Here is a 17,733-nt window from a genome sequence, read left to right on the forward strand (position 1 = left end):
TGACGTTTTTCCCGGAGGCACACCCCCTATGGGCGCTTCGCCCGATCGCATCGAGTCCGTCTGCGTGTTCTGCGGCTCTTCGGACACCGTAAAGCCCGGCTTCCTGTCGGACGCCGCCGCCTTCGGGCGCGCCCTGGCCGCCGCCGACCTGCGCCTGATCTATGGCGGCGGCGGCGTGGGCCTGATGGGCGCCTGCGCCCGGGCCGCCCATGAGGCCGGCGGCGATGTGCTCGGGATTATTCCCCAGTTCCTGACCAGCCGCGAGCGGGCTCTGGACGTGGTCGAGACCATCGTCGTGCGCTCCATGCACGAGCGGAAGCAGATCATGTTCGAGCGCTCGGACGGCTTCGTGGTCCTGCCCGGCGGCATCGGCACCCTGGAGGAGATCATCGAGCTCCTGTCCTGGCGACGCTTGGACCTGCACCGCAAGCCGGTGGTCTTCTACAGCCCCGACGGGTTCTGGGAGCCACTGTTCCAGCTGCTGCAGCATACGGTGGACGCCCGTCTTACTCCGCCGGAGTTCATGGACAGCTGGGCGGTGGCGACCCGGGTGGAGGATATCCTGCCCCTGATCCAGGCGCGTCTGGCGGCGGGCGATGACGATGACGCCCCCCTGACCGCCACGCAGATCACCTGAGGCGTCGAGGACCCGACCGATGAGTCCGCCGAGCCCCTGTCGCGTCAGTCGTCGCGATGGACGCGCTCACGGCGCTCGTGGCGTTCCTGGGCTTCAAGACTGAGGGTGGCGATGGGGCGCGCTTCAAGTCGGGCCAGGCCGATGGGCTCGCCAGTCTCTTCGCAATAGCCATAGCTCCCGTCCTCGATCCGGCGCAGGGCCTCGTCGATCTTGGAGATCAGCTTTCGCTGGCGATCACGGGTACGCAATTCAAGCGCACGATCAGTCGCCGACCAGGCGCGATCGATGTCGTCAGGCAGGTTTTCAGTTTCGTTCTGGAGGTGCGACAGCGTCTCGCGAGATTCACGAAGAATCTCTTCCTTCCAGTCGTTTAACTTCTGTCGGAAATATTCGACCTGACGGTCGTTCATGAACTCTTCGTCCTCAGACGGACGATAGGAGTCTTCTTTAGCCAAGACAGTGGTCGACATAATCGATACCTCACGCCCCTGGACGTATCCCCGGAACTTGGGAGGCGGCTATATAGCAGAACTCCGGGGACATTCAACGCGACTCACTTCGCACCGGAAGAGCAGCAGAACGGGCCATCTCGAGTTTGGCCAGTTCGACGGCCGCCCGGGTCTCGATCTCGTTGAGAACGCCTTCCAGGGCGGCATCTTCGGTCTGGTCCCGCTCCTCGCGGACCGCGCGGCCCAGGCGCTCCAGCTGGTTCATGGAGAGGTCCCCGCCCACCAGGGCGATCTTCACCTCGTCGAGCACGTCGAGAATGCGCCCGGCGCGGCTGACGGCGCGGCGCTTACGCTCCAGCGGCCCGCCGGTTTCCTGCAGGGCGAGCAGAGCGCCCACGCCCCCCAGGGCCGAAACCCCGGTGGTCGGCCCGGCGGCGGCGGTCGACGCCGCACCGCCCGCCGTCGGCAGTCTGAACCCCTCGCCGCCCTGCGCGCCCCGGGTCCGACCCGGACCTGAAGCGCTGCCTGCGCCGCCTGCGCCACTGACTTTCATGCGACCCACTTCACACGGACTGAACTCAAGCGGGACCTTTGAGCCCGCGCTCTTAGGGTATGGTTAATGCCGGGCAATTTCTGCAGCTTGCCGCCCTTCCCCCGGCACGCCGCGCGGCGCGTTAACTGTATTTGTTAGACTTTTGGCGCTCGCCCATCTGGCATGGTCGTCGCAGGGGCAGGGCCAGGTTCCTCATGCCCGGCGAGACTCAATGTCCCACCCGTTCCGACTGTTCAGCGCCATCCTGATCGCCGCCAGCCTGGCGGCCAGCCCCGCCCTGTCGGCGTCCCGCATCAAGGACATCGTCGAGTTCGAGGGCGTGCGAGACAACATGCTGGTGGGCTACGGCATCGTCGTCGGGCTGAACGGCACCGGCGACTCCCTGCGCAACGCCCCCTTCACCCGCCAGAGCCTGGAGGGGATGCTGGAGCGGATGGGCGTCAACACCCGCGACGCCAACATCAACACCAAGAACGTCGCCGCCGTGATGGTCACTGCGCGGCTGCCGGCCTTCGCCGCGGCCGGCTCGCCGGTGGACGCCACGGTCTCGGCCATGGGCGACGCCAAGAGCCTGCAGGGCGGCACCCTGCTGGTGACCCCGCTGATGGGCGCCGATGGCGAAGCCTATGCGGTGGCGCAGGGCACGGTCCAGACCGGCTCGATCTCGGCCGGCGGCGCCTCGGGCTCCTCCATCTCCAAGGGCGTCCCGACCGCAGGCCGCATCGCCGGCGGCGCCCTGGTGGAGCGGGAGCTGGGCTTCCAGCTCGCCTCCATGGGCCAGATGCGGATGACCCTGCGCAATCCCGACTTCACCACCTCGCGCCGGATCGCCGAGGCGGTGAACCGCCAGTTCCCCGGCACCGCCTACGCCCAGAACCCGACCATCGTCGCGGTGCGCCCGCCGGCCGGCCACGACATGACCGCCTTCATGGCGCAGATCGAGAACCTCTCGGTCAGCCCCGACACCCCGGCCAAGGTGGTCATCGACGAGGTGTCCGGCGTCATCGTCATGGGCGAGGCCGTCCGCGTCTCGACCGTGGCCATCGCCCAGGGCAACCTGACCATCCGCGTCCAGGAATTCCCCGCCGTGGTCCAGCCGGCCCCCTTCAGCCAGGGCCAGACGGTCGTCGTTCCGCAGACCGAAGTCGATGTGGAGGAAGAGCGCGGCCGGCAGTTCCTGACCGTGCGCAGCGGCGCGTCGCTCTCCGACCTGGTGGCCGGCCTCAATGCTCTGGGGGTCACCCCGCGGGACATGATCTCCATTCTGCAGACCATCAAGGCCGCCGGCGCCCTGCAGGCCGATATCGAGGTGATGTGATGAGCGCGCTTTCGCCGATCTCCGCCATCACCCCCGCCTCCCAGGCCGCCGAGGGCGCCGCCAACACCGCTGAGCTGGCCAAACGCGGCCAGATCGAGAAGACCGCCGCCGACTTCGAAGCGGCCTTCCTGTCGATCATGATGCAGCAGATGTTCACCGCCACCGAGGTTTCCGCGCCGTTTGGCGGCGGCCAGGCGGAAAACCAGTTCCGCTCCTTCCTCACCGAGGCCTTCGCCCGTGAGACCATCAAGAGCGGTGGCGTAGGCCTTGCCGACACGGTGGCCCGCGAAATGTTGAAACTTCAAGGCCTGGAGGAGTAGCCGCCATGGCGATCGCCGCGACGGACGCGCAGGACCGCGTCGAACAACTGGTCATGCTGACCGAGCGCCTGACCGAGCTTGTGGCCCAGAGCGCCCAGGCCTTCGAGGAAGGCCGACCGCATCACGCCGCGGCTCAGTTGGAGGAAACCACCCGGCTGGCCAATCTCTACCGCCACGAATCCGCCCGGGTGCGGGCCGATCCGACCCTGGTGGCGTCCGCGCCCCTGGCCCAGCGCGCCCGCCTGGTCCGCGCCACCGAAGCCTTCGACGCCGTTCTCGCCCGCCAGGGCCGGGCGATCGAGGCGGCGCGCACCATCACCGAGGGCCTCGTCAAGGCCATCGCCGACGAGGTCACGGCGCAGCGCAGCCAGGCCGTGGGCTATGGTCCCCGCTCCAGCCAGACCACCAACAACACGGCCACCGCCATCACCCTGAACAAGCGCGCCTGATCCAAACGCTTGTTTAGCGCCCAGATTTGCGGCTAGTCTGACCCCGTCGCCGGGGGTTCCGGCGATCTACGTTCTCAGGGCGGGGTGTAATTCCCCACCGGCGGTAATGCCGGATCTGCAAGGATCCGGACGAGCCCGCGGGCGCCTGTCGGCCTCACCGCCGCCAGGGACGAGCAGACCCGGTGTGATCCCGGGGCCGACGGTTAGAGTCCGGTTATGAGAACCGTTGGGCGACACCATTGAGGGCGCGTGCGCCCCCATGGTCCGTCCAGCGCGCCCCTGAGTCGTGGTTCATCCACCCGTCAGGGAAACGACCATGACCCAAGCTGCCTATGAACTTCCCACCGCCAATGGCGCCTACCGCGCCGGACGCATCGCCTTTGTCCAGTCCCTCTGGCATCGCGACATCGTCGACGAAGCCCATGCCGGCTTTACCGACGCCATGGGCGAGCGAGGCTTCGGCCCCGACCGCATCGACCGCTTCGAAGTCCCCGGCGCCTTCGAGATCCCGCTGCACGCCCAGAGCCTGATCCACACCGGCCGCTACGCCGCCGTGGTGGGCGCAGCCTTCGTGATCGATGGCGGCATCTACCGGCACGACTTCGTGGCCCAGACCGTGGTCGCCGCCCTGATGCAGGTCCAGCTCGCCACCCAGACGCCCGTCTTCTCGGTGGTCCTGACCCCGCACCACTTCCATGAGCATGAGGCGCATCACGACTTCTTCCACACCCACTTCCGGAAGAAGGGCGCGGAGGCGGCCGAGGCCTGCGTGCTCACCCTGGAGAACCTCGCCAAGCTGGCGGCGTGAGGGTTCGCCATGGAAACCGGTCCCGCCCCGCCCGAGGGCTTCGTCCCGCATGATCGACGCAGCCCGCTGACCGAACCCTGGGAGCCGCTGTTCGTCCGCCGGACCGACAGCGCCGTCATCCTGGGGCTTCGCGCCGGTCCGGCTCACGCCAATGGCCGGGGGTTCGTCCATGGCGGCCTGCTGATGGCCCTGGCCGACAACGCCATGGGCCTGACCTGCGCCCATCGGCTTGGCGGCGACCGGTCCCTGGTGACGGTGAACCTGAACCTGGACTTCCTGGCGGCCGCTCAGCTTGGCCAATGGCTGGCGTTCGAGACCGACTTCGTGAAGCCAGGCTCGACCCTCTGCTTCGCCCAGGCCTTCGTCACGGCCGACGGCAAGCCGTGCGCGCGGGCCAACGGCGTATTCCGGGTCGTCAGCCGGGATTGAGGCGGATCTCTCGTTCGACGCCGACGCCTGCGAGGAAATCGCGGTCGTGGCTGACGATGAGGAGCGCCCCGTCATAGTCCCGCAGCGCCACCTCGACCGCGGCCAGCGAGTCGAGGTCGAGGTGGTTGCTCGGCTCATCCAGGATCAGCAGTTGCGGCGGCGTCCTGGCCATCAGCACACAGGCCAGGGCCGCGCGCAGCCGCTCCCCGCCGCTGAGACTGGCCACCCGCCGGTCGGCGGCGCTGTTGCGGAACAGGAAACGGGCCAGCGCGGCGTGCGCCGCATTGGCGTCGGCGTCCGGGTTGAGGCGCAGGAAGGCCTCGCGCAGAGTCTCCTGCGGTCGCAGCATGGCCGCCTGCTGGTCGAACACGGCGGCGGGAACCCATCGCCGCGCCGTTCCGGCCTGCGGCGTAATCTCGCCGGAAGCCAGCTTCAGCAGAGTGGTCTTGCCCGATCCGTTGGGGCCGACGATGGCCACACGGTCCGGCCCCGCAATATCCAGGGACAGGTCCTCGAACAGCCGACGCCCGTCGGCCAAGCTGTAGGCGACCTTGTCGAGGGTGAGCACACGCCGCCCGGCCGCCAGCCCACAGGACGGCAGGTCGAAGCCGAGCCTTCGCACCTGCTCCACCGCCCCTTGCGCCTCGGCGAGCCGCGCGCTCAGGGCTTCTCGGCGACGCTCGGCCAGCAGGTTCTGACGGCCACCCGAATTCTCCGCCTGCTCGGCCCGGGCGCCCAGCAGGATCTTCGGCTCGCTGCCCCGGGCGGCGAAGCGCCGGCCGCCCGCGTCCCGTCGCGCCTTGCGCTCACGATCGCGCTGGGCGTCCCGGCCGGCTCGCGCCAGATCACGCGCGGCCGTCTCGAGCGTCTGTTCGGCCGTGGCCTGCTCCTGCGCCTTGCGCGCCGCATAGAGGTCGTAGTTCCCGCCATAGAGCCGCGCCCCAAGGCCCGAAAGCTCCAGGATCTGGTCGGTCTGACGCAGCAGCTCCCGGTCGTGGCTGACCACGATCGCGCCCCCGCGCCACTGCGCCAGAACCTCAGCCACAAGCGCTCGCGCCTCGGCGTCGAGATTGTTGGTCGGCTCATCGAGGATCAGCATGTCCGGCGCCTGGACCAGCAGACCGGCCAGGGCCGCCCGCGTCGCCTCCCCGCCACTTAGACTGGCCGCGCGGCGCAGGGGGTCGAGCCCGGCCAGGCCCACCCGAACCAGGGCCGCCTCAAGCCGCGCCGGCAGGGTCCAGTCGGCCTCGGCGAGGTCGCGCTCGTCGCCGGCGCCCGCCTCGAGCCGCGCCAGCCGTGAGAGCGGTTCGCCCAGCCCCATGAGGTCGGCCACGCGGGCGGCCGGCGGCGGCTCCACCATCTGGCGCAGAACGCCAATGCGACCCTGGATGGAGACTGCGCCTGCGGCTGGCGTCAGCTCGCCAAGGATCAGGCGGATAAGCGTGGTCTTGCCCACCCCATTGCGGCCGACCAGGCCGATGCGCTCGGGCCCGAAGGCGAGCGTCAGGTCGTCGATCAGGCGACGGCCGTCAGGGGTGCTGTAGGAAAGACCATCGAGGGTGACGAAGGGCGCAGACATGCGAGGAGACCGTGGCGACGTGGACAGGCAGGGCGGTGCGGACGTCGGTCGCGGCGCGCATGTCGGTCTCTCCTCTCAGATGGCGCCTTGCATGTAGTCGCCTCCGGGCCGGCGCGCAAATTCGCCAGGGGCGCGCCACCTCGGCCGTTGCGCTGGGATAGTCCGGCGACCTAACCTCCGGCCGCAATCACATCTGGGGGTCCTCCGTGAACATCCGCTCCATCCTGCTCGCCGGCCTGTTGTCCACGGCGGCGGCCGCAGCCTTCGCCCAGACCCCGGCCCAGATGCACGAGGCGGCCACCGTGCTGGACACCCACTTCGATACCCCGGCCAATTTCGGGGCCGAGGGCTGGAGCATCATGGAGCGCCACGACGTCGCCGTGGACGGCACCCAGGTGGACTATCCCCGCATGGTCGAAGGCGGCGTCGATGGCGGGGTCTTCGTCATCTTCACCCCGCAGAGGGGCCGCGGCCCCGCGGCCGACGCCGAGGCCCGGGACCACGCCTTCGTCCGGGCCGCCGAGATCCTGCAGATGACGGCCAGGGAGCACGAGCACTTCGCGCTGGTCACCACGCCGGCCGAGGCCGCCGCGGCCGAGGCGGCGGGCAAGAAGTTCGTCTTCATCAGCATCGAGAACGGCGCGCCGGTCGCCGGCGACCTGACCCTGATGGACACCTTCTACAAGCTCGGCGTCCGCATGATGGGACCGGTGCACTTCGCCAATAACGACCTGGCCGACTCCTCCACCGATCCCAAGGGTCCCGAATGGGGCGGACTGAGCGAAAAGGGCCGCGCCTTCGTGACCCGCGCCAACCAGCTTGGCGTGGTGATCGATCCCAGCCACGCCTCGGACCGGACCCTGGACCAGATCCTCGACCTCTCCACCGCCCCGGTGATCCTGTCGCACTCGGGCGTGAAGGCGGTTTACGACCATCCCCGCAACATCCCCGACAACCTGCTGCGCAAGCTGGCGGCCAAGGGCGGGGTCATCCAGGTCAACGCCTTCTCCGGATACATGGTGGATGTGCCGCGCATCCCCGAACGTCAGGCCGCGCTCGCCGCGCTCACCGCCAAGTACGGCCAGCGCCGGGACGTGGCGGCGGAGAACCGCGACGCCTATCTGGCCGAGCTGGCGGCCATCGAGGCGGCCTATCCCCTGCCCCAGGCCAATCTCGACGACCTGATGAAACACATCCTGCACGTGGTCGAGGTGGCCGGCATCGACCATGTGGGTCTGTCGGGCGACTTCGACGGCGGCGGCGGGATCGAGGGCCTGGAGGACGTCACCACCTTCCCGACGCTCACCGAGCGCCTAGTGGCGGCCGGCTTCACCCAGGAGGATCTGAACAAGTTCTGGGGCGGCAACGCCCTGCGGGTCTTCGCCGAGGTCCAGGCCGCGGCGGCCCGCTGAGCTCTTTGTTCCCGGCTTGTTCTCGTGTTATCTCTGAGTCCCGGCACTACATAGAAACCGGCTGTCTGGAACCTGGGCGGCCGGCAGGGCTTCCAGGACAATCATGGCCGATCAGCTGAACTTCATCCGCGTGCGCGGCGCGCGGGAGCACAACCTCAAGGACGTCAATGTCGACATCCCGCGGGGAGAGCTGGTCGTGCTCACAGGCCTGTCCGGGTCGGGCAAGAGTTCGCTCGCCTTCGACACCATCTATGCCGAGGGTCAGCGCCGGTATGTGGAGAGCCTCTCGGCCTATGCCCGACAGTTCCTGGAACTGATGAGCAAGCCGGACGTGGACCTGATCGAGGGTCTGTCGCCAGCCATCTCCATCGAGCAGAAGACCACCAGCCGCAATCCCCGCTCCACCGTCGGCACGGTCACCGAGATTCACGACTATATGCGCCTGCTGTGGGCGCGGGTGGGCATTCCCTATTCGCCGGCCACCGGCCTGCCCATCGAGAGCCAGACCGTCAGCCAGATGGTCGACAAGCTGACCGCCCTTCCCGACGGCGAGCGGCTCTATCTGCTGGCGCCGGTGATCCGCGGCCGCAAGGGCGAGTACCGAAAGGAGATCGCCGAGTGGCAGCGGGCGGGCTTCCAGCGGCTGAAGATCGACGGGACCTTTTATCCCATCGAGGACGCGCCCACCCTCGACAAGAAGTTCAAGCACGACATCGATATCGTCGTGGACCGGCTGGTCACCCGCGGCGACCAGGAAAGCCGCTACGCCGACAGCCTGGAGACGGCCCTGCGCCTGGCCGACGGCATCGCCACGGCCGAGTGGGCCGATGTCGCCGAGGGCGAGACCGAGCCCCGCCGGATCATCTTTTCCGAGCGCTTCGCCTGCCCGGTCTCGGGCTTCACCATCAGCGAGATCGAGCCCCGGCTCTTCTCGTTCAATAACCCCTTCGGCGCATGCCCGGCCTGCGATGGCCTCGGCGCCAAGCTCGCCTTCGACACCGACCTGGTGGTTCCCGACAAGGACAAGCCCCTGCACAAGGGCGCGGTGGCGCCCTGGTCCAAAGGCCCCTCGCCCCTCTACACGCAGACCCTGCAGGCCCTGGCCCGCCACTACGACTTCTCGATGGACGAGCCGTGGTGGAAGCTGCCCGACGCCGCCAAGGACGTGATCCTGCACGGGTCCAAGGGTCAGAAGATCCACTTCGTCTATGACGACAACGCCCGCAAGTACGAGGTCAACAAGACCTTCGAGGGCGTGCTGCCGAACCTGGAGCGCCGCTGGCGCGAGACCGACTCGGCCTGGGTGCGCGAGGAGCTGGGCCGCTTCCAGTCGGAAACCCCCTGCGAGGTCTGCCACGGCTACCGCCTGAAGCCCGAGGCCTTGGCCGTGAAGATCGACGGCCGGCACATCGGCGAGATTTCGCGGCTGTCGATCCAGCACGCTGGCGAGTGGTTCACCTCGCTGGAGCAGACCCTCACCGACAAGCAGATGGAGATCGCCCGGCGGATCCTGAAGGAGATCAATGATCGCCTGCGGTTCCTGGTGGATGTGGGCCTGAATTATCTCAACATGTCGCGCAATTCCGGCACCCTGTCGGGCGGCGAGAGCCAGCGCATCCGCCTGGCCAGCCAGATCGGCTCAGGGCTCACCGGCGTGCTCTATGTGTTGGACGAGCCCTCCATCGGCCTTCACCAGCGCGACAACACCCGCCTGCTCAACAGCCTGCGCGGCCTGCGCGACCTGGGCAATTCGGTGCTGGTGGTCGAGCACGACGAAGAGGCCATTCTGACGGCCGACTATGTGATCGACATGGGCCCGGCCGCCGGCGTGCATGGGGGCACGATCGTCGCCGAGGGCACGCCCGAACAGGTGATCGCCAACCCCAAGAGCGTGACGGGCCAGTATCTGTCCGGCGTCCGTGAAATCGCTGTCCCCCGGGATCGCCGCCCCATCTCCAAGAAGAAGATGGTCCGCATCATCGGCGCCAGCGGCAACAATCTGAAGGACGTGACCGGCGAGATCCCGGTCGGCGTCTTCACCTGCATCACTGGCGTCTCCGGCGGCGGCAAGTCGACCTTCACCATCGAGACCCTCTACAAGGCCGCCGCCCGCCGTCTGCACAACGCCAGCGACGCCCCGGCCCAGCACGAGCGGATCGAGGGGCTGGAGAACTTCGACAAGGTCATCGACATCGACCAGTCGCCCATCGGCCGCACCCCGCGGTCGAACCCGGCGACCTATACCGGCGCCTTCCAGCCTATCCGCGACTGGTACGCCGGCCTGCCCGAGGCCAAGGCCCGCGGCTACGGGCCGGGACGGTTCTCGTTCAACGTCAAGGGCGGCCGCTGCGAGGCCTGTCAGGGCGACGGCCTGATCAAGATCGAGATGCACTTCCTGCCCGACGTCTACGTCACCTGCGACGTCTGCAAGGGCAAGCGCTACAACCGCGAAACCCTGGAAATCCAGTTCAAGGGCAAGTCGATCTCCGACGTCCTGGACATGACCGTCGAGGAGGCGGCCGAGTTCTTCAAGGCCGTGCCGACGGTGCGCGACAAGATGGAGACCCTGAAGCGGGTGGGCCTGAGCTACGTCAAGGTCGGTCAGCCAGCCACCACCCTGTCCGGCGGCGAGGCGCAGCGGGTGAAGCTCTCCAAGGAGCTGTCGCGTCGGGCCACAGGGCGCACCCTCTATATCCTGGACGAGCCCACCACCGGCCTGCACTTCGAGGACATCCAGAAGCTGCTGGAAGTGCTCCACGAACTGGTGGACCAGGGCAATACGGTGGTGGTGATCGAGCACAATCTCGATGTCATCAAGACCGCCGACTGGCTGCTGGACTTCGGCCCCGAAGGCGGGGACGGCGGCGGCGAGATCGTCGCAGTGGGTACGCCCGAGGCCGTGGCCGCCCAGCCCGCCAGCTGGACCGGCCGCTATCTCAAGGACGTGCTGGACCGCCACGAACAGCGCCGCCTGGCCCGCCGCAAGAGCGCCTGAACCCTGGAGAACTTCGCCGTGACGCCGGATCAGCAATCCCTCCTGGAGACGCTTGAGACGGCGCTGCGGCCCGACGCGCGCATCGGCTCGGCCTGGCTGACCGGCAGCCTCGGCGCCGGCCGCGGCGACGCCTGGAGCGATGTCGACATCACCCTGGTGGTGGCGGCCGACGACATTCCGGGCCTGCTCGGCGACCTGATGCGCGAGGACGGCCCCTTGCCGGCCACAGCCCTGCGCCTGAGCCAGTTCGGCCGCCTGGTGAACGGGACCACCCCTGCGCTCCAGCGGTTCGACCTGATGCTCTCCACCCCCGAGGAGTTCGCCCGCCAGGCCGCTACGGCCGTGAAGCAGCTGTTCGGCGCCGCCAGCCAGGGCCCGACCGGACGCGCCGCCTCCCCGCCCGATCCAGCCGCCGCCGCACGGCGCGTCGAGGCGCTGATCACCGAATTCCTGCGCGTGCTCTCCCTCGCCCCGGTGCCTGTGGGGCGGCGGGAGTGGGTGGTGATGCAGGACGGCGTCGGCCATCTGCGCCGCCTGTTGATCGAGCTGATGTTGGAAGAGAACGGGTTTGGCCCGGCCGAGCGGGGCGGCGCCAAGAAGCTCTATCCCTTCCTGAAGCCCGAGCAGATCGCCGAGCTTGAGGCGCTCGTCCCGCCCCGGGCGGATGAGGTCGAACTGCTCGCCGCCAATCGGGACCTGCGCGACCGCTTCCTGCCGCGGGCTCGCCGCGTCGCCCATGCGAAGGGCGCCGCCTGGCCTGCGGACTGGGAGGCCGCTGTCATGGCCGGTCTCGCCCGCGACCTGCCATCGCTTGGCTGACGCTACGTCAGGGTTTCCGTAAACGCTTGTTCGAAATAGCGTCGCTTCATTCGTTTAAGCGATTTGGAGCTGACCCATGATCCTCTACGGCGCGCCCATGCCGGCGCCGAACCCGCGCCGCGTCCGCATCTTCCTGGCCGAGAAGGGCATCGACCTGCCCGAGACCACGGTCGACATGCGCAAGCGCGAGCACAAGTCTTCGGACTATCGGGCCAAGAATTCGCTGGGCCAGATCCCCACCCTCGAACTGGACGACGGGGCGACGATTTCCGAGACGGTCGCCATCTGCCGCTACTTCGAAGAGACCAACCCCGAGCCGCCGCTGTTTGGCCGCACGGCCCTGGAAAAGGCCCATGTGGACATGTGGGTCCGTCGGGTCGAGTTCGTACTGATGACGCCCATCGGCAACTACTGGCGCCACGCCCACCCCTATACGGCGGCCCTTCTGACCCAGTTCAAGGACTTCGGCGAGTCGAACCGCGAGACCTATGCGGGCGCCCAGAAGTGGCTGGACCGGGAACTGGCCTGCCGCGATTTCATCGCCGGCCACGACTTCACCGTCGCCGATATCTGCGCCCTCTCGGCGGTGGACTTCGCCACCTGGATCGGCCTGGAGATGGACCCCAACTACGCCAATCTGGCCGCCTGGCATCAGCGGGTCAGCGCCCGCCCCAGCGCAAAGGCCTGAGCCTCGCTCTAGGCGAAGGGCTCGACGCCGCCGTCCTGCGCCTGCGGCGCGGGACGGAAGGCCTGGTAGGCCATCACCTGCGGCGCCAGGATCACCGGGTAGTAGATGGCCGTCAGAACCGCATTGAACATCAGATAGAGCACGGTCTGGACCGAGACATAGGCGCTGAACGAGCTGAAGTCCGGCTGGAAGGCCTCGCCCACCGACGACATGCTGCCCCCCGTCGCCAAGGTGGCGATGCCGGCCAGGGCCGCAAAGATCACCATGGCCAGCAGGCTGACCACGATGATCGAGATAAGCGCCAGCAGATAGGCGCCGAGCATGGGCCAGAAATGGCCGCGGGTCAGGCTCCAGGAGCCGAACACCACCAGCCGCTGCTGGTCGAAGGTCAGGACCGGGGCCAGGGACAGGCGGACCAGTACGAATAGCCAGAGCCCGCCGAAGAAGAGCAGCATGCCGCCCCCCACCAGGGCCATGGCGCTCTGCCCGGCCAGGGAGGCCAGGGCCGCGCCGATGGCGGCCAGCAGCGACAGCCCCAGCACACCGCCGATGGTCAGCAGATAGTAGATGAGGGTCAGGCCGATCAGGCGGATCTCATCGGCGCCGAACCGCAGATAGCCCCGCTCGGCGGCCTCCTCGGGCCGCAGGTAGATCCGATAGACCGCCGCGGCCGCCACCGAGACCACGAACAGGCCGATCGGCGCCAGGGTCAGATAGGCCGGCGCCATCTCGCGCATGAAGACCGCCATCTCGGCGGGGGTCATGTCGGCGGCGTTCTCGGCCTGCAGCAGGAAGTCGCCGCCCAGCAGGATCAGGGCTGTGGCGCTCACGAAGGAGACGATCAGGTGGAACAGCGCCCAGGTCAGCACGACCCGCGGCTGCTCCCGCGTCAGCCGGAAGCCCTCGAAGGCCGCGTCGCCCGAAGAAAAGCCCTCGGCCGGATCACCTGAAGAAAACTCGTTCATCTCAGCTCCCCGACCGGCGCGCCAAAGGCTTGAAACGCCTTGAGTCGCCGGACATCGGCGGTGAAACTAGGCGTCCGCGCCGCCCACCTGCAAGGCCCGGCTCGCGAAGTCCGCAGATCGTTGCTAATGGGTCGCGCATGACCATCAAACCTATTCACGTGATCGGCGGCGGACTGGCCGGATCCGAAGCCGCCTGGCAGATCGCCCAGGCCGGCGCCAACGTCGTCCTGCATGAGATGCGCCCGGTGCGCGGGACCGACGCCCACCACACCGACAAGCTCGCCGAGCTGGTCTGTTCCAACTCTTTCCGCGCCGACGACTGGGCGGGCAACGCCGTCGGCCTGCTGCATGCCGAGATGCGCCGGCTGGACTCCATCATCATGGCCTGCGGCGACGCCCACCAGGTGCCGGCCGGCGGCGCCCTGGCCGTCGACCGCGACGGGTTCGCCGATGCGGTGACCGCACGGCTGGAATCCCATCCCAATGTCACCATCGCGCGGGAGGAGGTCGCAGGCCTGCCGCCCGCCGACTGGGACAATGTGATCGTCGCCACCGGCCCGCTCACCTCGCCTTCCCTGTCGCAGGCGATCCTCGACCTGACCGGCGAAGGCGCGCTGTCCTTCTTCGACGCCATCGCGCCCATCGTGACGGTGGAGTCGGTGAACATGGACGTCTGCTGGCGCCAGTCCCGCTACGACAAGGTCGGTCCCGGCGGCGATGCGGCCGCCTATATCAACTGCCCGATGGACAAGGATCAGTACGAGGCCTTCATCGACGCCCTGCTGGCCGGCCCCAAGTCCGAGTTCAAGGAATGGGAGCACGTCCCCTATTTCGACGGCTGCCTGCCCATCGAGGTGATGGCCGAGCGCGGCCGTGAAACCCTGCGCCACGGCCCGATGAAGCCCGTCGGTCTGACCAACGCCCACAAGCCCGACGAAAAGGCCTACGCCGTCGTCCAGCTGCGCCAGGACAATGCGCTCGGCACGCTCTGGAACATGGTGGGCTTCCAGACCAAGCTGAAGCACGGGGCCCAGACCGAGATCTTCCGTATGATCCCGGGCCTGGAAAAGGCCGTCTTCGCCCGGCTGGGCGGACTGCACCGGAACACCTTCATCAACAGCCCCCGGCTGCTCGACGGGGCCCTGCGGCTGAAGGTCGATCCCCGCCTGCGGTTCGCCGGCCAGGTGACCGGGGTCGAGGGCTATGTGGAGAGCGCGGCTGTCGGCCTGCTGGCGGGCCGTTTCGCCGCCGCCGAGCGCCTGGGCCACCCGTTGGCCCCGCCGCCGCCCACGACCGCGCTGGGGGCCCTGATCGGCCACATCACCGGCGGCCACCTGGACGGGGGCGCCGGCTCCTTCCAGCCGATGAACATCAACTATGGCCTGATCCCGCCCCTGGAGAGTCCCAAGCGGGACGCCGAAGGCCGCAGGCTGGGGTCCAAGGAACGCGGCCGGACCAAGAAGCGGATGGTGGGCGAGCGCGCCCTGGCCGACCTCGACGCCTGGATCGGCCAACCGGCCCTGGCGGCCGAATAGTCGACTCAGACCCGGCCGGTCAACGCCGCCAGGGTGATGCGCCAGCGCTTGCCGAGGGCCGTGGGTTCGCGGCCCTGGGCGTAGGCCTTGGCGAGCGCCGCCTGGGCGCCGGCGGGAAAGGCCGCGACGCTGAGCCCCCTGGCCTGGGCGCGGAGGCTTGAGAGCGCGCCTCTGTCCTCCTGAGCCTCCCCCGCCAGCTGCCGCCGCGACAGGGCCCAGGCCGCGCCGGCCGCTTCGGCGGCCATGGGGCTGGCGTCGGGATCAAGGATCTGCGCGGCCAACCGGGCGACGGCCCCGCCGGTCTCCCGCGCCCAGAGCACGGCCTCTTCAGAAGTCATCGGCGCGGGGTCCAACTCGCGATAGCGCGCGTCGATCATGAGCTCCAGGTCGGCCCGCGGCAGCCTGCGCCGGGCGATGACCTGGGCAAAGGCCTGGGCGGTCGGATGGTGGCGCACGGGCCGGCCTTCATAGGCCTCGTCCAGGACTTCCCGCCACCAGGCCAGGCGGATCTCACCCAGCAGAGCGTTGGAGGCCACCCTGGGCGCCCGGGCCAGTTCGTGGTCGAAGGCGTAGAGGGCGACCACATCGGCCCGGGCCCGGGGCTCGGCGATCAGCCGGCTGGCCAGCCAGCGATCCGGATCGACGGACAGGACCAGGGCGTCCAGGTCCTGCGCTGGGGGCGAAGCATCCTCGCTCATGGGTCTCCAGAAACAAAAGGACCCGCCAAGACGGCGGGTCCCAGAGGCTTAGCGCGGTTTGGCGGTCAGCCGAAGATGGTCTGGTTCATGGCCATGGTCACCAGCATCGGCAGCGAGAGCAGCGTGTTGGTGCGCGAGAACAGCATGGCCGTACGGCCCGCCTTGGCCTTGGCCGCATCGTCAGCCTCGACCATGGCCAGGGCGATCTTCTGGTTCGGCCAGATGAACAGCCAGACGTTCAGGAACATGATGATCGCCAGCCACATGCCCACGCCAATGAAGGTGTGTTGCGGCACGACGAAGCCGCTGGCCGCGCCCAGGCTGAGGGCCTCGAGCAGGAAGCCGCGGCTCCAGGCCAGCGCAAGGCCCGAGACCAGGGTGAACAGCGCCGCCCAGCGGAACCAGAACAGCGCCTCGGGCGCGATGTGCTTGGAGATGGCCGGCTTCATCTCGGCCGGGATGTCCGGCATCTTCCGGATCTGGACGAAGTTGAAATAGTAGAGCAGCCCAATCCACAGGATGCCGAAGACCAGATGCATCCAGCGCAAGACCGCCTGGACGAAGATCACGTCGGCGCCGCGATTGTGCACCATATAGCCGACGATCATGACGACCGAGAGCAGCAGGCTCACGATCATCGTATTGCGGAAGTTGGACAGCAGACCCTGCATCGACATTTCCCCGTTTTCTTGGTTCTGGCCTATAGCCGCGCTTTCGGAAGCGCAAGTCCAGTCCCTTGATGGGGGCGCCCCTCGCTCAGATGGCGATCAGGGCGCAGGCCAAGCGGCGGCCCTCGGAGGTCAGGACATTGTACATCCGCGCAGCGGCCGGGGTGTCCATGAACTCCAGGCCGATCCCGCCCTTCTGCAGCAGATCGCGCAAGGGCCGCGGCGGCAGGGCGTTGGCCGCGCCCGTGCCCAGAAGCAGGAACTCCACATCCCGCGCGCCAGCAGCGAAGACCGGATAGAGAGAGTCCGGCGTAACCTCCGCCAGGCGGGTGACGGGCCAGGCGGCCGCGACGTCCGAAACAATCAGCAGGGATCCTGGCCGCCAGACGCCGGCCACGCGGAAGCCCCCGGGACCAAAGCTGTCCAGGCTGGGCGCGTCCCGGGCCACGGCCTAGGTGCGGACCGGCAGGGGCTCGGCCTCTTCCTCGCCCCGCTTGACGCCCCAGAGCAGGATGATCGGCGCGGCCACATAGATCGAGGAATAGGTGCCGATGACGACGCCAAAGATCATGATCACCGAGAAGCCGAACAGGGTCGGACCCCCGAAGATCGCCAGCGCGCCCAAGGCCAGGATAGTGGTCAGACCGGTGATGATGGTCCGCGACAGCGTCTCGTTGATCGTCAGATCGATCAGTTCGGCGAGGGGCATGCGCTTGTATTTTCTGATATTTTCTCGCATGCGGTCGAACACCACGACCGTGTCGTTCATCGAATAGCCGATGATCGTCAGGATGGCCGCGATACTGGTGAGCGAAAATTCCAGATCGAAGAGCGCAATAAGGCCGAAGGTGAGCACCACGTCGTGGAGCAGGCCCACCACCGCGCCGATCCCGAACTGCAGTTCGAAGCGGAACCAGATGTAGACCAGCATCAGAGCGATGGCGAAACCCAGGGCCATCAGACCGTTCTGAAACAGTTCGCCGGAGACCTTTGGGCCGACCACCTCGGTCTTGGCGAAGGTGACCTCGCCCAGGGCCGACGTCAGGGCCGCCTTCACCTCTTCGATGGCCTGTTCGGAACTCTCGCCCTCGGGGGTCTGGAACCGGACCAGGGCCGAGGACGGCGCTCCGAACGCCTGAACCTGGACGTCGCCGAGCTCCAGGCCGCCGAGTTCGGATCGGACCCGACTGAGATCGACCGCCTGCGGGGCGGTGGAAATCTCCAGCAGGGTCCCGCCCTTGAAATCGATCCCGCAGTTCATGCCGCCGCAGGGCGGCGTCAGGGGATAGAGCGCCAGGAACAGGGAGGCGATCGCCGCGAGCACCGAGGCGACGCCGGCAAACTTCGCGAAGGCGACGAACCGGAAGTTCGTCGTGATGGGCAGGATTCTGATCAGCGGCCACATGGTTCG

At 68.1% G+C, this 17,733-nt stretch carries 19 protein-coding genes and 1 riboswitch; of the genes, 11 read left to right on the forward strand and 8 right to left on the reverse strand.

The window, feature by feature from the left end; all coding sequences use genetic code 11:
• Positions 1 to 28 precede the first annotated feature (28 nt).
• Entirely contained in the window at positions 29 to 637 is a 609-nt protein-coding gene (locus Q8L83_RS14720) for a TIGR00730 family Rossman fold protein (protein ID WP_305288200.1), read from the forward strand.
• A 44-nt stretch (positions 638 to 681) separates the two neighbouring features.
• Here the strand turns inward: Q8L83_RS14720 and dksA are convergent, their stop codons facing one another.
• Positions 682 to 1,110 (reverse strand): RNA polymerase-binding protein DksA, encoded by a 429-nt coding sequence (dksA, locus tag Q8L83_RS14725; protein WP_304712156.1) that lies wholly within the window; start codon positions 1,108 to 1,110, stop codon positions 682 to 684.
• A 70-nt stretch (positions 1,111 to 1,180) separates the two neighbouring features.
• On the reverse strand, positions 1,181 to 1,639 hold the full coding sequence (locus Q8L83_RS14730) for a flagellar assembly protein FliX (protein WP_305288202.1): 459 nt from the start codon (positions 1,637 to 1,639) through the stop codon (positions 1,181 to 1,183).
• A 211-nt stretch (positions 1,640 to 1,850) separates the two neighbouring features.
• Here Q8L83_RS14730 and Q8L83_RS14735 point away from each other — a divergent pair, with 211 nt between their 5' ends.
• The 5 genes from Q8L83_RS14735 to Q8L83_RS14755 all read left to right on the forward strand — a co-directional run bounded on the left by Q8L83_RS14735 (position 1,851) and on the right by Q8L83_RS14755 (position 4,963).
• Positions 1,851 to 2,957, forward strand: coding sequence for a flagellar basal body P-ring protein FlgI (locus Q8L83_RS14735; RefSeq protein ID WP_305288204.1), 1,107 nt, complete (start codon positions 1,851 to 1,853; stop codon positions 2,955 to 2,957).
• A complete protein-coding gene (locus tag Q8L83_RS14740; RefSeq protein ID WP_305288205.1) occupies positions 2,957 to 3,277 on the forward strand; it encodes a rod-binding protein in 321 nt (106 codons plus the stop codon). Before Q8L83_RS14735 ends, Q8L83_RS14740 begins: the two co-directional genes overlap by 1 nt.
• Before the next feature lie 5 nt (positions 3,278 to 3,282).
• On the forward strand, positions 3,283 to 3,726 hold the full coding sequence (locus Q8L83_RS14745; protein ID WP_305288207.1) for a flagellar basal body protein: 444 nt from the start codon (positions 3,283 to 3,285) through the stop codon (positions 3,724 to 3,726).
• Between the two features lie 66 nt (positions 3,727 to 3,792).
• Positions 3,793 to 3,954: riboswitch (FMN riboswitch) on the forward strand.
• An 88-nt stretch (positions 3,955 to 4,042) separates the two neighbouring features.
• Complete coding sequence (locus tag Q8L83_RS14750) at positions 4,043 to 4,534, forward strand: 6,7-dimethyl-8-ribityllumazine synthase (RefSeq protein WP_305288209.1); 492 nt, start codon at positions 4,043 to 4,045, stop codon at positions 4,532 to 4,534.
• Between the two features lie 9 nt (positions 4,535 to 4,543).
• Positions 4,544 to 4,963 (forward strand): PaaI family thioesterase, encoded by a 420-nt coding sequence (locus tag Q8L83_RS14755; protein WP_305288211.1) that lies wholly within the window; start codon positions 4,544 to 4,546, stop codon positions 4,961 to 4,963.
• Here the strand turns inward: Q8L83_RS14755 and Q8L83_RS14760 are convergent.
• Positions 4,950 to 6,542: an ABC-F family ATP-binding cassette domain-containing protein gene (locus Q8L83_RS14760; protein ID WP_305288212.1), complete on the reverse strand. Its 1,593-nt coding sequence runs from the start codon at positions 6,540 to 6,542 to the stop codon at positions 4,950 to 4,952. The two genes, Q8L83_RS14755 and Q8L83_RS14760, sit on opposite strands and share 14 nt — an antisense overlap.
• Before the next feature lie 206 nt (positions 6,543 to 6,748).
• Between Q8L83_RS14760 and Q8L83_RS14765 the strand changes: the two genes are divergently transcribed.
• The 4 genes from Q8L83_RS14765 (at position 6,749) to Q8L83_RS14780 (ending at position 12,456) form a co-directional block, all read left to right on the forward strand.
• Positions 6,749 to 7,954, forward strand: coding sequence for a dipeptidase (locus Q8L83_RS14765; protein WP_305288214.1), 1,206 nt, complete (start codon positions 6,749 to 6,751; stop codon positions 7,952 to 7,954).
• Positions 7,955 to 8,057: 103 nt separating this feature from the next.
• On the forward strand, positions 8,058 to 10,949 hold the full coding sequence (gene uvrA, locus Q8L83_RS14770) for an excinuclease ABC subunit UvrA (protein ID WP_305288217.1): 2,892 nt from the start codon (positions 8,058 to 8,060) through the stop codon (positions 10,947 to 10,949).
• Between the two features lie 18 nt (positions 10,950 to 10,967).
• Entirely contained in the window at positions 10,968 to 11,768 is an 801-nt protein-coding gene (locus Q8L83_RS14775) for a hypothetical protein (RefSeq protein WP_305288219.1), read from the forward strand.
• Positions 11,769 to 11,844: 76 nt separating this feature from the next.
• Positions 11,845 to 12,456 carry a glutathione S-transferase family protein gene (locus Q8L83_RS14780; protein ID WP_305288221.1) on the forward strand — a complete coding sequence of 204 codons (612 nt, stop codon included), beginning with the start codon at positions 11,845 to 11,847 and terminating at the stop codon, positions 12,454 to 12,456.
• 8 nt (positions 12,457 to 12,464) lie between these two features.
• Here Q8L83_RS14780 and Q8L83_RS14785 read toward each other — a convergent pair whose 3' ends face one another.
• A complete protein-coding gene (locus Q8L83_RS14785) occupies positions 12,465 to 13,421 on the reverse strand; it encodes a hypothetical protein (protein WP_305288223.1) in 957 nt (318 codons plus the stop codon).
• A gap of 137 nt (positions 13,422 to 13,558) precedes the next feature.
• On the opposite strand from Q8L83_RS14785, the gene trmFO reads away from it, so the two are divergent.
• Positions 13,559 to 14,956 carry a methylenetetrahydrofolate--tRNA-(uracil(54)-C(5))-methyltransferase (FADH(2)-oxidizing) TrmFO gene (trmFO, locus tag Q8L83_RS14790; RefSeq protein ID WP_305288225.1) on the forward strand — a complete coding sequence of 466 codons (1,398 nt, stop codon included), beginning with the start codon at positions 13,559 to 13,561 and terminating at the stop codon, positions 14,954 to 14,956.
• 5 nt (positions 14,957 to 14,961) lie between these two features.
• Here the strand turns inward: trmFO and Q8L83_RS14795 are convergent, their stop codons facing one another.
• The 4 genes from Q8L83_RS14795 to secF form a co-directional block, all read right to left on the reverse strand.
• Positions 14,962 to 15,654, reverse strand: coding sequence for a squalene/phytoene synthase family protein (locus tag Q8L83_RS14795; protein ID WP_305288227.1), 693 nt, complete (start codon positions 15,652 to 15,654; stop codon positions 14,962 to 14,964).
• Positions 15,655 to 15,719: 65 nt separating this feature from the next.
• Positions 15,720 to 16,325: a urate hydroxylase PuuD gene (locus Q8L83_RS14800; RefSeq protein WP_305288588.1), complete on the reverse strand. Its 606-nt coding sequence runs from the start codon at positions 16,323 to 16,325 to the stop codon at positions 15,720 to 15,722.
• A gap of 85 nt (positions 16,326 to 16,410) precedes the next feature.
• Positions 16,411 to 16,770 (reverse strand): Mth938-like domain-containing protein, encoded by a 360-nt coding sequence (locus Q8L83_RS14805; protein WP_305288229.1) that lies wholly within the window; start codon positions 16,768 to 16,770, stop codon positions 16,411 to 16,413.
• A gap of 3 nt (positions 16,771 to 16,773) precedes the next feature.
• Positions 16,774 to 17,727 (reverse strand): protein translocase subunit SecF, encoded by a 954-nt coding sequence (gene secF, locus Q8L83_RS14810; RefSeq protein WP_305288231.1) that lies wholly within the window; start codon positions 17,725 to 17,727, stop codon positions 16,774 to 16,776.
• Positions 17,728 to 17,733: the final 6 nt, after the last annotated feature.

The organism is Phenylobacterium sp. (assembly GCF_030680185.1).
Classification (GTDB): Bacteria; Pseudomonadota; Alphaproteobacteria; order Caulobacterales; family Caulobacteraceae; genus Phenylobacterium.